This is a genomic window from Burkholderia sp. AU27893 (genome assembly GCF_002223205.1).
In the GTDB taxonomy this organism is placed as follows: Bacteria; Pseudomonadota; Gammaproteobacteria; order Burkholderiales; family Burkholderiaceae; genus Burkholderia.
Window position 1 is genome coordinate 176,049 of the sequence record NZ_NKFD01000002.1, and the last position, 15,384, is coordinate 191,432.

Here is a 15,384-nt window from a genome sequence, read left to right on the forward strand (position 1 = left end):
GCGTTTCGCTCTCAATCGGTCTCAGTCGAGCCGCAGCTTCGCTTCGGCGAAGGCATACAGCGGGCGCCACAGCAGGCGGTTGAACAGGGTAACGAACAGGGACATCACGGCGATGCCCAGGATGATCTTCGGAAAATCGCCGGCGGCGGTGGTCTGCGCGATATAGGCACCGAGGCCGTGCGCCTCGATCTTGGTATTGCCCCACTGGACGGCTTCCGACACGATGCTCGCGTTCCACGCGCCCCCGGATGCGGTGATCGCGCCGGTCACGTAGTACGGGAAGATGCCGGGCAGGATCGCCTGCCGCCACCACTGCCAGCCACGGATGCGGAAGTTCGTCGCCGCTTCGCGATAGTCGTTCGGGTAGGACGTTGCGCCGGCGATCACGTTGAACAGGATATACCACTGGGTGCCGAGCACGATCAGCGGTGACAGCCAGATATCGGCGTTCAGGTGGAAGCGCGCGATCACGATCACGAACACCGGGAACAACAGGTTGGCCGGGAACGCGGCGAGGAACTGCGCGAGCGGCTGCAGCTTCTCGGCCAGCTTCGGGCGCAGCCCGATCCACACACCGATCGGCACCCAGATCACTGACGCGATGGAGATCAGCACGACCACGCGCAGCAGCGTGATGAGCGCCAGCACCAGCACGTGGCCGACCTCGGCCATCGTCACGCCGGTCGACACGAAGGTGATGACACGCCACACGATATAGGCCGTGCCGAGCAGCACGAGGGTCGCCCACGCGATGTCGACCGTGCGTGACGCCTTCTTCTCGACTTTCGGCAGCGAAAAGCGCATCGCCCCCGACAGCGGCAGCCGCAGCGGAATCCGCGCGGCCTTCGCGAAGAACCAGCCGGCCGGCACGAGCAGTTGATGAATCAGGCGCGTGCGGCGCACGAGGTCGAGCAGCCACGATTGCGGCGCATCGCCCGACGCGGTGTTTTCCATCCGGAACTTGTCGGCCCACGCGATCAGCGGGCGGAACAGCAGTTGGTCGTACGCGACGATCACGACCGTCATCGTGAGGATCACCCAGCCGATCGCACCGAGGTTCTTGTCCGAGATCGCCTGCGCGAGATACGCGCCGACGCCCGGCAACGTAATCGTCTGGTTGCCGACGGTGATGGCCTCCGACGCGACGACGAAGAACCAGCCGCCCGACATCGACATCATCATGTTCCAGATCAGGCCCGGCATCGAGAACGGCACTTCGAGCTTCCAGAAGCGCTGCCACGACGTCAGGTGGAAACCCCGCGACACTTCGTCCAGGTCGCGCGGCACCGTACGCAGCGACTGGTAGAAGCTGAACGTCATGTTCCACGCCTGGCTCGTAAAGATCGCGAAGATCGCCGCGAGCTCGGCGCCGAGCACGCGGCTCGGGAACAGCGCGAGGAAGAACGTGACGGTAAACGAGATGAAGCCGAGCACCGGCACCGACTGCAGGATGTCGAGGATCGGGATCAGCACCATGCCGGCACGCCGGCTTTTCGCGGCGAACGTGCCGTAGACCAGCGTAAACGCAAGCGACGCGACCATCGCGGCAAGCATCCGCAGCGTGGTGCGCAACGCATATTCGGGCAGGTTCGACGGGTCGAGCGAGATCTTCTGCGTCTGCAGGGTGCCGATCGGCGCCATCGTTTCGTGGAAACCGACGACCGCCATCGCGATCAGGCAGATGATCAGCGGAAACGCGATGAAATCCCACCGGTTCGGCAGGACGCGCCACGCGGACGCGTTGGCGGTCCGGTTCGGATTGAAGAATCCGACGTCCATCAGGCGCCCTCCCCGGTAAGGCCGAACGAAGCCGGCAGTCGATGTTGATTCATGGCAAAGCGCACGGGTGCGGTAATTCGATTGACTGACGATCGCGCGCGAGCGCGGTGCGTGCGTGCGCTGCCGCGCCCCGGACGAGCCGGCCCGCGACGGCACGACACTACACCAACCTGTATTTCAGGTACAACCGTCCGGGAACGGCGCAGGCGGTGCACGGATCGTGCCTGGCGCGCGGGCGGATGGCGGGTGCGCGGGTCGAGCAGCCCGGCCGCAGTCTTTCGGCCGGCATGCAGGCCCGAATTATGCCGTGATCCGGCCCGCCCGTGAACCCGCTGGCCGCACGTGCGCGCAAACCATGTCGGGCGTCACCAGCCGGATACGACTAAGCGGGTATGATCAGGGCTGGCCCTCGGGGTCTGTTGCGGCTGGTCCGATGGCAACGCATGCGCGTGCCCGATGTCAACAGGCCTTGGGGATCGATCGACGAGCGGGAGGAAAGGGAATGGCAGGAAACTTGGTGATCGTCTGCCGCGATCAGGATGCCGACGCGTTCTACGAACTGATGCAGGAGTACGGGTCGTTCCAGACGCGGCTGTCGTCGACGGCGTGGTACCTGAACATGAACGTCGTGCCTGAATCGCTGCAGGAGGAAATCCTGGAGCGCCTCGGCCGGTACACGACGGTCTACATCTTCGAGGCCACCACCGTGACCTACAACACCATCGACAGCAACGCGGCCGAGACGCTCGGCACGCTGTTCGGCGAATGATGGCACGCGGCGCCAGCCCGGACGGGCTGGCGCCGCAGCCGCTCATGCGGCCTGTGCGTGGGGTTCGTCCTTCGGCACGACCTCGAACGGGAACGTCATCGCGACACGCAGGCCGCCTTCGGGGCGGTTGCCGATGTCGCACGTCCCGCCCAGCCTGAGTACGAGCCGCTCGACGATCGCGAGCCCGAGCCCGCTGTGGCCGTTGCCGCCGCGCGCCGGGTCGAGCCGCACGAACGGCCGCGTGGCCGCCGCGAGGTCGCGCGGCGCGATCCCGCCGCCGCTGTCGCTGACCGACAACACATAGCCCGCCGGCGTGCGCGCCGTCTCGACGAGCACGGGCGGCGCACCGTACGCATGCGCGTTGTCCAGCAGGTTCGACAGGATCCGGTCGAGCGTCGCCGTCGGCAGCCGGAAGCCCGGATCGGCGTCGAGCCGGGTCTGGACCGTCGGCGCGTTCGGCGCGACCGCGCGATAGCTGCGCGCGATCCGCTCGCACGCCTGATCGACCGGCACCGGCTCGCTGCGATCGGACCCGCCGTGCGCGAACACCAGGAATTGATCGACGATGTGCGACATCGAATCGACGTCGCGCACGACGCCGTCACGCAACCGGGCGTCGTCCATCATTTCCGCCCGCAGCCGCATCCGCGCAAGCGGCGTGCGCAGGTCGTGCGCCACGCCCGCGAGCATCACCGCGCGGTCGCTCTCGGCCTGCGACACCTGTTCCACCATCTGGTTGAAGCCATGCGTGAGCTGGCGCAGCTCGCGCGGGCCGCGCTCACGCAGCGGCGGCACCGGCTGGCCGCGGCCGAAGCGCGCGACCGCGCGTGCCAGCGAACGCAGCGGCTGCTGCAGTTGCCAGGCCGCGAACAGCGCGGCGATCACGCCGGCCGAGAAGATCGTGCCGAGCCACAACAGCATCCGGTCGAGCGAGCGCGGCGGCCGCAGCGGCTGAACCGGCACCACGATCCAGTTGCGGTCGGCAGGCTCCTTCACCCACAGCACGGGCGGATGGCCGGGCGTGCCGATCTCGACCTGCGTGCCGGGCGGCATGCGGTCACTCACGTCGTCGCGGAACCGCTTCAGCGGCGGCGGCAGCCCCGCATCACCACCCTTCGGCACGTCGGCGCTGTCCGGCGATACGAGCCGCACGCGCGACGGCAGCGGCTGGTCGGGCGTGCGTGCGACGTGCTGGCGCACCGCGTCGACCAGGAACGCGGCCTCTTCGACCGCGTAACGCGTCTGCATCTGGCTGCGCTCGAGCCGCATCGCGAAGAACCACGCGAAGTGCGACAGGAGCAGGACACCGACGACGAGCAGCGCCAGCCGCCCGAACAGTGAATCAATGGGTTTGCGCATGGGCCTCGCCGTCGGGCACGAACACGTAGCCGCGCCCGCGCACCGTCTGGATGAAGCGCGGCGTCGACGGATCCGTTTCGAGGATGCGGCGCAGGCGCCACACCTGGACGTCGATGCCGCGGTCGGTGCCGTCGTACTCGGGCCCGTGCAGCAGCTCGAGCAGCCGCTCGCGCGTGAGCGTGCGCAGCGCGTGGTTCACGAAGATCTTCAGCAGCGCGAATTCACTGCTCGACAGCGTGGCCGGCTTGCCGTCGACCGACAGCGTGCGCGCCTGGAAGTCGAGCACGAAGCGGCCGAACGCGAACGGCTCGCGCTGTTCGGGCGCCGCGGCCGACGGCGTCGCGCGGCGGCGGCGCAGCACGGCCTGCACGCGCGCGAGCAGCTCGCGCGGGTTGAACGGCTTGCCGAGGTAGTCGTCCGCGCCGAGCTCGAGCCCGACGATGCGGTCGACGTCGTCCGCACGCGCGGTCAGCATGATCACGGGGATGTCGTCGCCGGCCGCACGCAGCTGGCGCAGCGCGGTCAGGCCGTCGACGCCCGGCATCATCAGGTCCAGCACGATCAGGTCGGGCCGCTCGCGCTCGAGGCGCTTCTCGAGCGTCGCCGCGTCGTGCAGCACGGACACTTCCATCCCCTGGCGCACGAGGTAGTCGCGCAGCAGGTCTCGGAGTTCTTGGTCGTCGTCGACGATGAGGATCTGGGTAGTCATGGCTCGAAGTTTACCGCGCGAGGGCGGAGTCGAAGAACGAAACAAAGGGACGAAAGGGTTACTGCGGGTTACCGCGCAAGGGAACTGTAATGCGCGGTAACCCGGCCACCGCCCCGCGTAACACCGGCCGCAGCCTGCATCGCTAACCTGCGTCTTACCGGATGCGGCACCCGGTTTTCCCGGACCCGCATCGCCGGACCCTTTGGATACAAGGAGTTTCTGAAATGTATAAGAAGACTTCCCGCGTGGCCATCGCGGCCGCCACCGTGCTCGCTCTCGCATTCGGCACCGCGCATGCCGCGCAGCCCAACGACATGCCGCCTCCGGGCGGCCCCGGCGCCCATCAGATGCACGACGGGCATGAAGGCGGCCCGTTCGGCGCGATCATGAAACTGCACGACCAGCTGAAGCTCAACGCGTCGCAGGAACAGCAGTGGCAGGCAGCCGTCAACACGATGAAGCAGAACCGTGACGCGATGCGCAAGAGCCACGAGCAGATGCGCGACCAGTTCAAGGCGCAGCAGAACCAGCCGATCCTCGACCTGAGCGCGATGCACTCGGCACGCCAGCAGGCCGAGGCGCAGAACGCGCAACTGCGCGAGCAGACGTCCGCCGCGTGGCTCACGTTCTACAACGGGCTGAACGACCAGCAGAAGACGATGGTCAGCACGGCGCTCAAGCAGCAGTTCGCGAAGATGGAACAGCGCCACGAGAAGATGAAGGAGCGTTGGGAGCAGCATCGCGCGGCCAAGGCCGCGTCGGCGCCGGCGCAGTAAGCCGGCGGGCCGCTCCGCGAAGCGGCATCGAAGGGGACGCGGGCACCGGCCCGCGTCCCCTTTTTGCGTTTCAGGCGACGTCGAACAGCAGCACCTCGGCCGCCCGGCCGCGCGCGAACGCCACCGCGTCCACGGCACCGATCCGCGCGCCGTCGCCCGCGGACAGCGCGTAGCCGTTCACCTCGACGTCGCCGCGCACCACGTGCACGTACGCGCGGCGCCCGGCCTGCACGTCGAACGCCGCCGCCTCGTCGCCGTCGATCAGCCCCGCGAAGATGCGGGCGTCCGCCCCGATCGGCAACGCACCGTCGCCACCGTCCGGTGCCGCGACGAGCCGCAACCGCCCGCGTTTCTCGTCATCGGCAAAGTGCGTCTGCCCGTAGCCGGGCCGGCCGCCCGCCCCGGCCGGCGCGAGCCAGATCCGCAGCAGGCGCAACGGCTCGTCACGCGACGCGTTGGTTTCGCTCAGCATGACGCCGGTGCCGGCACTCATGCGCTGCACGCCGCCCGCACGGACGATCGCCCCGTTGCCGAGGCTGTCGCGATGCGCGAGCGCGCCGTCGAGCACGTAGGTGACGATTTCCGCGTCGCGGTACGGCCGCATCCCGTAGCCGCGGGTCGGCGCGATGCATTCCTCGTTCAGTTCGCGCAATGCGCCGAACGCCGTCGGCCCGCTCCGGCCGGACGCCCCGGGAAAGCTGTGAAGGAATTCGTGCCAGCCATGGCTGCGCTGGTCGCGATCGGCGGCGCGGCGGATCTGGAACATGGAACGGACACTCCGTGGGATGCAGGGTTCTGCCATGCCGTCACTGTATGAGTGTGCCAATCGCGCCACAATCCGCCGCCTGCGCACCGCATCGTTGCACTTGCGGATGCAATCGATGCAATGTCCCTTGCGAATGCAGCGATTATCGCAACAGCCGGATCAATGCGTCGAAGAATCGATCGGTCGGCCCGGATTGCCGGTTTCCGCGTATCGCGTTCGGGTAAAATACCGGCCTTTTGGCGTTCGCCGTTCCGGCGGCCGCCATTGCCAGAGCGCCGCTCGGCGATTTTTGGCCGTCTAGAATACGCCGCGGCGCCCGGTCCAACCGGCCGCGAGCGCTCCCGGAAAGTCAGCAACAGAAGGATGGAAATGAAGAAGGCCGCCCTGTGCGCCGCCCTCGCCCTCATGGCGGGCAGCGCCTTCGCGAAGGAGTGGAAGACCGTGCGGATCGGCGTCGACGCCAGCTACCCGCCGTTCGAGTCGACCGCGCCGAGCGGCGAGATCGTCGGTTTCGACGTCGATCTCACCAAGGAAATCTGCAAGCGAATCAACGTGAAATGCGTGTGGGTGGCGCAGGATCTCGACGGGATCATCCCGGCGCTGAAGGCGAAGAAGTACGACGTCATCGTGTCGTCGCTGACCGTCACGGACAAGCGCCGCGAACAGATCGACTTCTCCGACAAGGTCTATGACGCGCCGGCGCGGATGATCGCGAAGACCGGCTCGCCGCTGCTGCCGACGGTCGCGTCGCTGAAGGGCAAGCGCGTGGGCGTCGAGCAGGGCTCGACGCAGGAAACCTACGCGAAGGCGTACTGGGAGCCGCAGGGCGTGACGATCATTCCTTACCAGAACCAGGACCAGGTCTATACCGATCTCGGCTCGGGCCGTCTCGACGCGACGCTGCAGGACGAGTTGCAGGCCGACTACGGCTTCCTGCGCACGCCGCGCGGCAAGGGTTTCGCGTTTGCCGGGCCGGAAGTGAAGGATCCGAAGACGATCGGCGACGGCACCGCGATCGGCCTGCGCAAGGAAGATACGGACCTGAAGCTCAAGATCAACAAGGCGCTGGCCGACATGCACAAGGACGGCACGTACGACCGGCTGTCGCACAAGTATTTCGCGTTCAGCGTCTATTCGGCTTCGGCCCGCTGAGTAACGAAAAGAAGAGACGACGGATGCGGGGCCGCCCCGCATCCGGGCAGTACAGGCAGTCAACCACGCGCCGCCCGCCCCTGCCCGCCGCTCCCGCGACGGGCGGCCCGGCACCGCTGCCGGGGCGGACGGTCATGATACGCACGGGGCGTTCCGCGCAGCTTGGGCGGAACGCGTCTTTCGCGGCGCACCGCGTGCGCCCTAAGGGACCACACCAGGGACCACTCAATGTTTCTACAAGGTTACGGCCCGCTGATCCTCGCTGGCACCTGGCAAACCGTCAAACTGGCGGTGCTTTCGCTTGCGCTGTCGTTCCTGCTGGGCCTGCTCGGCGCGGGCGCGAAGCTGTCGCGCAACCGCTTCACGAACGGCGTCGGCACCGTCTACACGACGCTGATCCGCGGCGTGCCCGACCTCGTGCTGATGCTGCTGCTGTTCTACAGCCTGCAGATCTGGCTGAACATGGCGACCGACGCGCTCGGCTGGGACCAGATCGACATCGACCCGTTCCTCGCCGGCGTGCTCGTGCTCGGCTTCATCTACGGCGCGTACTTCACCGAGACGTTCCGCGGCGCGTTCCTGTCGGTGCCGCGCGGCCAGCTCGAGGCCGGCAGCGCTTACGGGATGACGAACTGGCAGGTGTTCACGCGAATCATGTTCCCGCAGATGATGCGCTTCGCGCTGCCCGGCATCGGCAACAACTGGCAGGTGCTCGTGAAGTCGACCGCGCTCGTGTCGATCATCGGCCTCGCCGACGTCGTGAAGGCGTCGCAGGACGCCGGCAAGGGCACGCTGCGGTTCTTCTTCTTCACGCTGATCGCGGGTGCCGTCTACCTCGCGATCACGACGATCTCGAACTTCGTGCTGATGTGGCTCGAAAAGCGCTACTCGACCGGCGTCCGCAAGGCTGACCTATGATCGAACTCATCCAAGAATACTGGCGCAACTATCTCTACACCGACGGCTATCGCATCACCGGTGTCGCGATTACGTTGTGGCTGCTGGTCGTGTCGATCGGCCTCGGCTTCTGCCTGTCGATACCGCTCGCGGTCGCGCGCGTGTCGAAGAAGAAGTGGCTGTCGGGCGCCGTGTGGCTCTACACCTACGTGTTCCGCGGCACGCCGCTCTACGTGCAGCTGCTGCTCTGCTACACGGGCCTCTACAGCCTGCAGGCCGTGCGCGGCACGCCGATGCTCGACGCGTTCTTCCGCGACGGGATGCACTGCACGCTGCTCGCGTTCACGCTGAACACCTGCGCGTACACCACCGAAATCTTCGCGGGCGCGATCAAGGCGACGTCGTACGGCGAGATCGAAGCCGCCCGCGCGTACGGGATGTCGACGTTCACGATGTACCGCCGCGTGATCCTGCCGTCGGCGCTGCGCCGCGCGCTGCCGCTGTACAGCAACGAAGTGATCCTGATGCTGCACGCGACCACCGTCGCCTTCACCGCGACCGTGCCGGACATCCTGAAGATCGCCCGCGACGTCAACTCGGCGACCTACATGTCGTTCCATGCGTTCGGCATCGCCGCCCTGCTCTATCTCGCGATCTCGTTCACGCTCGTCTGGCTGTTCCGCCAGGCCGAGCGCCGCTGGCTCGCGTATCTGCGCCCGCAAGGCAAGTAAGTTTTCGCAGGACTATGATGAATTCCCAGACTCAGAAGCTTTTCGTCGACGATCTGCACAAGCGGTACGGCGACAACGAGGTGCTCAAGGGCGTGTCGCTGAAGGCGAACTCGGGCGACGTGATCAGCGTGATCGGCTCGTCCGGCTCCGGCAAGAGCACGATGCTCCGCTGCATCAACTTCCTCGAGCAGCCGAATGCGGGCCGCATCTTCGTCGACGGTGAGGAAGTGCGCACCGCGCTCGACAAGACGGGCGCGCTGCGCGCGGCCGATTCGAAGCAGCTGCAGCGCGTGCGCACCAAGCTGTCGATGGTGTTCCAGCACTTCAACCTCTGGTCGCACATGAACGTGATCGAGAACGTGATGGAAGCGCCGGTGAACGTGCTCGGCATCCCGAAGAAGGAAGCCGAGGAGCGCGCACGCGAGTACCTCGAGAAAGTCGGCCTCGCGCCGCGCGTCGAGAAGCAGTATCCGTCGCACCTGTCGGGCGGCCAGCAGCAGCGTGTGGCGATTGCACGCGCGCTCGCGATGCATCCGGACGTGATGCTGTTCGACGAGCCGACGTCGGCGCTCGACCCGGAACTGGTGGGCGAAGTGCTGAAGGTGATGCAGAAGCTCGCCGAGGAAGGCCGCACGATGATCGTCGTCACGCACGAGATGGGCTTTGCGCGCAACGTGTCGAACCACGTGATGTTCCTGCACCAGGGCCGCGTCGAGGAAGAAGGCGTGCCGTCCGAGGTGTTCGCCAACCCGAAGAGCGAACGCCTGCGCGGGTTCCTGTCGGGCAGCCTCAAGTAACGCACGCTGGATGAGCGGGCGCCCGCGGTTCGCCGCGCGGCGCCCGTTTTGCGTTTACGCGGCGCTCACCGGCGCGCTGTCGGCGAACGCGCGCAGTTCGTCGCCCGCGAGCCGGTAGCGCACCCATTCGCTCTGCGGCGCCGCGCCGACGCTTTCGTAGAAGCGGATCGCCGGCTCGTTCCAGTCGAGCACGCTCCACTCGAAACGCCCGCAGCCCGACTCGACCGCGATCCGCGCGAGCGCCTTCAGGAGCCGCAGCCCGGCGCCCGCGCCGCGAAAGCGTGGCGACACGTACAGATCCTCGAGATACAGCCCCTGCCGGGCCAGCCACGTCGAATACGAGAAGAAATAGACGGCGAAGCCGGCCGGCTCGCCGTCGACCTCGCACATCAGCGCGCGCGCCGGCGATCCCTCGCCGAACAGGCTGCGCTCGAGCGACGCGGGCGTCGCGATCACTTCGTGTTCGGCCTTCTCGTAGATGGCCAGCTCGGTGATGAAACGCAGGATCTGCGGCACGTCGGCGACGGTGGCGGAACGGATGTCGATTTGCACGGGTTGAGCCCTCCTCCGGCCCTGGCTGGTAACGTGAAACGATGCCGCGCAGCCGCGCTGGCACCCATCAGAACGTCATGCTACGTTCATGCAGCCCCTGCAGGAAGTGCAGTTTCTTCATCCGGACCTGAACATGATGCATCCCGATCTGCGCCGCCTCGACCTGAACCTGCTGCTCGTGTTCGATGCGCTGTACCGCCATCGGTCCGTCGCCGCGGCCGCGCACGAGCTCGCGTTGAGCCCGTCCGCATTGAGCCACGCGCTCGCGCGGCTGCGCGACACGATCGGCGACGCGCTGTTCGTGCGCCTCGGTAACGAGATGCAGCCGACCGTGCGCGCCGACGACATCGCCACCTGGGCCGGCGACGCGCTCGACACGATGTCGAAGGGGCTCGCCCGCGCACGCCGCTTCGATCCCGCGCAAAGCGACCGCACGTTCGTGTTCGCGGCGACCGACTACACGGCATTCGCCGTGCTGCCGGCGTTTCTCGCCCGCATCCAGCATGTCGCGCCGCAATTGCGGATCCGCGTCGTGCATTCCGACCGGAAGATCTCCGTCGACGAACTCGCGGCCGGACGCATCGATTTCGCGCTCGGCTACCACGAGGAATCGACGGCCGACGCGCCGGGCATCGAGGATTTCGACTGGTTCTCCGACGACTACGTCGTGATCGCGAGCGCCACGCATCCGGAGATTCGCCGGCGGCTGACGCTCGACCAGTACCTGGCGGCACGCCACGTGGTCGTCACGCCGTGGAACGAGTCGCGCGGCGTCGTCGACCATGTGCTCGACCGGCTCGGCCTCGCGCGGCAGGTCGCCGTGCAGTTGCCGACGGTGCTGGCCGCGCCGTTCGTGATCGCGGAATCGGCGCTGCTGATGACCGTGCCCAACCGCGCCGCGCAGGCGCTGCGGCACGCGGCGCCGATCCGCCTCTTTCCGGCGCCGTTCGAGATTCCGCGCTACACCGTGAAGGTCTATTCGCACGCGAAGCATGCGCGCACCGATGCGCACCGCTGGATTCGCGCGCAGTTGCTCGGCGCGCGGCCCGCCGCTGCCTGACCAAGGCATGTCGGTACACCGCGCTGCGCGTTGCCGGACAAGCGTTTCAGGCAATCGGCGGCCCTGTCCGGCAGCCGCCCATTCATTACGAAATACTTACCAATTTCTCGTCGTTGACGCTTACGCCTGCGCCCCCGCAGCGTCAATAGTGGCAATCCTTGACCCCCGTTTGCAAAACTCGTGTCTCCCTTGCGGGACAAGGGTTTTCCGTTAATTGCAAACCCTTGGCACCCCTGTTGCCCACCGTGTTGCATGGCAATTTGGCGACACGTGTTAGTCAAACAACGATTTCCATCGCCACAAAATTGTATTTTTGCTAAATTAGTAACCAAAGTAGCAAAACGAAGTTCGTGAAATGTAGTTTAGCTTCACGACACTACAAGGAGACCCCGCAGGCCGACCCGGCTGCGCGGGAACGCTCAACGGTTTTCCGTCCGCTTGCCCGCGTGCCGCGCTTACCGGCCCTGCACGAGGTCTCCCTGGTTATCCCGCTTTTGCCCGGCGCTCGCGCTCCGGGCATCTCGTGCAGTCTGGGTTGACTTTTTGACAGGGTATGGAGGAGATGATGAAGAAAGCTTTGGTCGCGGCCGCGCTGATGGCTGCTGGGGTGGTGACGGCGCACGCGCAGAGCAGCGTCACGCTGTATGGCCGCCTGGATGCCGGCATCGAGTACCTGAACGGCCTGCAAAACGGCCACCAAGTGCGCGCGGAAAGCGGCGACTGGGGCACCAGCCTCTGGGGCTTGAAGGGCACCGAGGACATCGGTGGCGGCAACAAGGTCCTGTTCCACCTCGAAGGCGCGTTCAACACGATGACGGGCGGCTTCAGCGGCTCGATCTGGGATCGTTTCGCGACCGTCGGGATCTCGAACGACCGCTACGGTACGCTGCTGTTGGGTCGCGAGCTCGCGATCGCCAACGGCGTGTGGGACTTTGACCCGTTCGGCCAGTCGGCCTGGTCGACGGCCTCGCTGGTGCGCGGCCGCAACTGGAACAAGACCAGCAACAACGTGTCGTACCAGTCGCCGTCGCTCTACGGCCTCGACTTCTACGGCCAGTTCTCGTTCTCGAACTCGACCAGCTTCAACGGCAACACGACGGCCGGCCAACCGGGCCGTGCAATGGGCGGTCAGGTCACCTACACGAACTCGCTGTTCCAGTTGCGCGGCATCTACGACGAAACGCGCGACAGCAACGGCCGCTTCTCGGACGTGTTCAACTACTCGCGTGAATACTTCGCGGGCGTGAACGTGTTCCTCGGTCAGTTCAAGGTGCAAGCGGCCTACCAGGCATCGCGCGCGGACGGCAGCGGCGGCCCGGCAGTGAACGCCGGTGTGACGGGCACCCAGCAGGTCTGGGGCGGCGTGACGTGGCAGGCAACGCCGGCAGCGGCGCTGATCGCGGCCGTGTATCACGTGAACGCGAACCACGGCGGCGGCAACGCGAACATCTACACAATCGGCGGTTCGTACAACATCTCGAAGCGCACGCTGTTCGACCTGCAGGCCGCGACGGTGCGCAACAGCTCGTCGGCCAACTTCGGTCTGAACGCGAACGGTGCAGGCACCGCCGTGTCGACCGGCAACCCGCATCCGGGCGGCAGCCAGACCGGCGTCTACGCCGGTATCCAGCACCTGTTCTGATCAGGCGCCGTTCTCAAAGAATCGATTCAACGACGTTTTCCACGCTGCTGCGAGAGGCGCGTATCGGTGCGGTACCCAACCGGGTATCCGCACCGTTTTTTCTTGGGCGACGGGTTCTTGCGACCCGTGGCCCGATCGGCCGAAGCGGCCGGGAAGCGATCAAATGGCGCGGACGCGGCGCTCAGACGGCCGCTTCGTTCTCTTCGCCGGTGCGGATGCGGATCACGCGCTCGACGTCCGACACGAAGATCTTGCCGTCGCCGATCTTGCCGGTGCGGGCCGCGCCGATCACCGCGTCGATCACCTGGTCGACCTGCGCTTCCGCGACGACCACCTCGATTTTCATCTTCGGCAGGAAGTCGACGACGTATTCGGCGCCGCGATACAGCTCGGTATGGCCCTTCTGGCGGCCGAAGCCCTTCACTTCCGTCACGGTCAGGCCCGTGAGACCTACTTCGGCGAGCGCTTCGCGGACTTCGTCCAGCTTGAACGGCTTGATGATGGCAGTGATGCGTTTCATGGTGGTTGTCCCCCAATGCTCGTTTGGATGCAAAATCGCGACCCCGATTGTAAGCCTGCGAGCCGCACGCGGCCCAGCACCGCTCAATCGAGACGTTCGGTAAACCGTGACGTGATCGGGTAGCGCCAGTCGCGCCCGAACGCGCGATGCGTGACGCGAATGCCGATCGGCGCCTGGCGGCGCTTGTATTCGTTGATCTTGATGAGCCGCGTCACGCGTTCGACGTCGGCCTGCGCATAACCGGCCGCGACGATCTCGGCGAGCGGCCGGTCCTCTTCCATGTACATCCGCATGATCGCGTCGAGCACGTCGTACGGCGGCAGGCTGTCCTGGTCGGTCTGGTTCTCGCGCAGCTCGGCCGACGGCGCGCGCGTGAGGATCCGCTCGGGGATCACGTCGCGCAGCGGGTAGTCGGCCGTTTCGTTGCGATAGCGGCACAGCCGGTACACGAGCGTCTTCGCGATGTCCTTGATCACCGCGAACCCGCCGGCCATGTCGCCGTACAGCGTGCAGTAGCCGACCGCCATCTCGCTCTTGTTGCCGGTCGTCAGCACGATCGAGCCGAACTTGTTCGACAGCGCCATCAGCAACGTACCGCGAATGCGCGCCTGGATGTTCTCCTCCGTCGCGTCTTCCGCGCGGCCCGCGAACTCGCCCGCGAGCGATGCGCGGAACGCATCGAACATCGGCGCGATCGCGATCTCGTCGTAGCGCACGCCGACGCGCCGCGCCATCTCCGCTGCATCGGTGGTCGAGATGTCGGCCGTGAAGCGCGACGGCATCATCACCGCGCGCACGCGCTCGGGCCCGAGCGCATCGCAGGCGACGGCCAGCACCAGCGCCGAATCGACGCCGCCCGACAGCCCGATCAGCACGCCCGGAAACCCGTTCTTGCCGATGTAGTCGCGCACGCCGAGCACGAGCGCGCGATACACCTGCGCGTGCGTCGACAGCTCGGGCGCGATCGCGCCCGGCAGCGGCCGCGCGCCGTCGAATTCGACGATCGCGTGCCCTTCGACGAACTGCGGCATCTTCGCGACGAGCGCGCCCTGCGCGTCGAGCACGAACGAGCCGCCGTCGAACACGAGTTCGTCCTGGCCGCCGACGAGATTCACGTACACCATCGGCAGCCCGGTTTCGCGGATCCGCGCGCGCAGGATGTCGATGCGCACCGCTTCCTTGTTCATGTGGTACGGCGAGCCGTTCGGGATCAGCAGCACCTGCGCGCCCGCCGCCTTCGCGATCTGCGCGGCCGACGCGTGCCACGCATCCTCGCAGATGATCACGCCGTATTTCACGCCGTTCAGCTCGAACACGAGCGGCTCGGCGTCGGTCGCGAAGTAGCGCTTCTCGTCGAACACCTCGGCGTTCGGCAGATCCTGCTTGCGGTAGGTGCCGACGATCGCGCCGCCGACGATCAGGGAAACCGCGTTGTAGGTATCGGTGGGCGGCACGCCGCGCTCGATCGGGCGGTTTGCATTACCATCGACGGCTGACGCATGCGCGCCTTTGCCCGCGCCGCGCAGCGGATGGCCGACCAGCACCGCGAGACCGTCGAATGCCTTCAGCGCGTCGGCGAGCGCGTCGAGTGCCGAGGCCGCCGCCGCGTAGAACGCGGGCCGCAGCAGCAGGTCTTCCGGCGGATAGCCGGACAGCGCGAGTTCCGGCGCGACCATCAGCTGCGCACCATCGTTGTGCGCGGCGCGGGCGGCCGCGACGATTCGCGCGACGTTGCCGGCGAAGTCGCCGACGGTGACGTTGATCTGGGCGAGAGCGAGTCGGGTCTTCATGGCGGGATCGGCGCAGCCCGGCGGCGCGCCCTGAACGGCTGACGAAATCGTCCCGGTGCAGGCCATGCAGGCCCGCGCATCCGGC

15 protein-coding genes are annotated in these 15,384 nt (G+C 66.7%); 8 read left to right on the forward strand and 7 right to left on the reverse strand.

The annotated features are described in order from the left end of the window. Positions 1-21: 21 nt before the first annotated feature. Positions 22-1,779: an ABC transporter permease subunit gene (locus CFB47_RS13910; protein WP_089461484.1), complete on the reverse strand. Its 1,758-nt coding sequence runs from the start codon at positions 1,777-1,779 to the stop codon at positions 22-24. 502 nt (positions 1,780-2,281) lie between these two features. On the opposite strand from CFB47_RS13910, the gene CFB47_RS13915 reads away from it, so the two are divergent. Further along, entirely contained in the window at positions 2,282-2,548 is a 267-nt protein-coding gene (locus CFB47_RS13915; protein ID WP_011545926.1) for a hypothetical protein, read from the forward strand. 42 nt (positions 2,549-2,590) lie between these two features. Here the strand turns inward: CFB47_RS13915 and CFB47_RS13920 are convergent, their stop codons facing one another. Both CFB47_RS13920 and CFB47_RS13925 read right to left on the reverse strand, forming a co-directional pair. Next, positions 2,591-3,907, reverse strand: coding sequence for an ATP-binding protein (locus tag CFB47_RS13920; RefSeq protein ID WP_089456734.1), 1,317 nt, complete (start codon positions 3,905-3,907; stop codon positions 2,591-2,593). Beyond that, a complete protein-coding gene (locus tag CFB47_RS13925; protein WP_009693256.1) occupies positions 3,891-4,616 on the reverse strand; it encodes a response regulator in 726 nt (241 codons plus the stop codon). Before CFB47_RS13925 ends, CFB47_RS13920 begins: the two co-directional genes overlap by 17 nt. A 224-nt stretch (positions 4,617-4,840) precedes the next feature. On the opposite strand from CFB47_RS13925, the gene CFB47_RS13930 reads away from it, so the two are divergent. Continuing rightward, on the forward strand, positions 4,841-5,392 hold the full coding sequence (locus tag CFB47_RS13930) for a periplasmic heavy metal sensor (protein ID WP_089456735.1): 552 nt from the start codon (positions 4,841-4,843) through the stop codon (positions 5,390-5,392). Positions 5,393-5,462: 70 nt separating this feature from the next. On the opposite strand, the gene CFB47_RS13935 is transcribed toward CFB47_RS13930, so the two are convergent. After that, a complete protein-coding gene (locus CFB47_RS13935) occupies positions 5,463-6,158 on the reverse strand; it encodes a pirin family protein (protein ID WP_089461485.1) in 696 nt (231 codons plus the stop codon). A gap of 369 nt (positions 6,159-6,527) precedes the next feature. On the opposite strand from CFB47_RS13935, the gene CFB47_RS13940 reads away from it, so the two are divergent. The 4 genes from CFB47_RS13940 (at position 6,528) to CFB47_RS13955 (ending at position 9,735) form a co-directional block, all read left to right on the forward strand. Then, positions 6,528-7,310: an ABC transporter substrate-binding protein gene (locus CFB47_RS13940; protein ID WP_143330831.1), complete on the forward strand. Its 783-nt coding sequence runs from the start codon at positions 6,528-6,530 to the stop codon at positions 7,308-7,310. A 228-nt stretch (positions 7,311-7,538) separates the two neighbouring features. Further along, positions 7,539-8,228 (forward strand): ABC transporter permease, encoded by a 690-nt coding sequence (locus CFB47_RS13945; protein WP_021158491.1) that lies wholly within the window; start codon positions 7,539-7,541, stop codon positions 8,226-8,228. Then, positions 8,225-8,938 carry an ABC transporter permease gene (locus tag CFB47_RS13950; protein WP_039368534.1) on the forward strand — a complete coding sequence of 238 codons (714 nt, stop codon included), beginning with the start codon at positions 8,225-8,227 and terminating at the stop codon, positions 8,936-8,938. Before CFB47_RS13945 ends, CFB47_RS13950 begins: the two co-directional genes overlap by 4 nt. A gap of 17 nt (positions 8,939-8,955) precedes the next feature. Continuing rightward, positions 8,956-9,735, forward strand: a complete 780-nt coding sequence (locus CFB47_RS13955) for an ABC transporter ATP-binding protein (protein ID WP_039368539.1) — start codon at positions 8,956-8,958, stop codon at positions 9,733-9,735. 54 nt (positions 9,736-9,789) lie between these two features. On the opposite strand, the gene CFB47_RS13960 is transcribed toward CFB47_RS13955, so the two are convergent. Continuing rightward, positions 9,790-10,287: a GNAT family N-acetyltransferase gene (locus CFB47_RS13960; RefSeq protein ID WP_011352855.1), complete on the reverse strand. Its 498-nt coding sequence runs from the start codon at positions 10,285-10,287 to the stop codon at positions 9,790-9,792. 88 nt (positions 10,288-10,375) lie between these two features. On the opposite strand from CFB47_RS13960, the gene CFB47_RS13965 reads away from it, so the two are divergent. Both CFB47_RS13965 and CFB47_RS13970 read left to right on the forward strand, forming a co-directional pair. Beyond that, a complete protein-coding gene (locus CFB47_RS13965; protein ID WP_373453142.1) occupies positions 10,376-11,347 on the forward strand; it encodes a LysR family transcriptional regulator in 972 nt (323 codons plus the stop codon). A 562-nt stretch (positions 11,348-11,909) separates the two neighbouring features. Next, complete coding sequence (locus CFB47_RS13970; RefSeq protein ID WP_071334967.1) at positions 11,910-12,989, forward strand: porin; 1,080 nt, start codon at positions 11,910-11,912, stop codon at positions 12,987-12,989. Positions 12,990-13,170: 181 nt separating this feature from the next. Here CFB47_RS13970 and CFB47_RS13975 read toward each other — a convergent pair whose 3' ends face one another. Both CFB47_RS13975 and CFB47_RS13980 read right to left on the reverse strand, forming a co-directional pair. Continuing rightward, complete coding sequence (locus CFB47_RS13975) at positions 13,171-13,509, reverse strand: P-II family nitrogen regulator (RefSeq protein WP_006398637.1); 339 nt, start codon at positions 13,507-13,509, stop codon at positions 13,171-13,173. 83 nt (positions 13,510-13,592) lie between these two features. Next, on the reverse strand, positions 13,593-15,299 hold the full coding sequence (locus CFB47_RS13980; protein ID WP_089457188.1) for an NAD+ synthase: 1,707 nt from the start codon (positions 15,297-15,299) through the stop codon (positions 13,593-13,595). Positions 15,300-15,384: the final 85 nt, after the last annotated feature.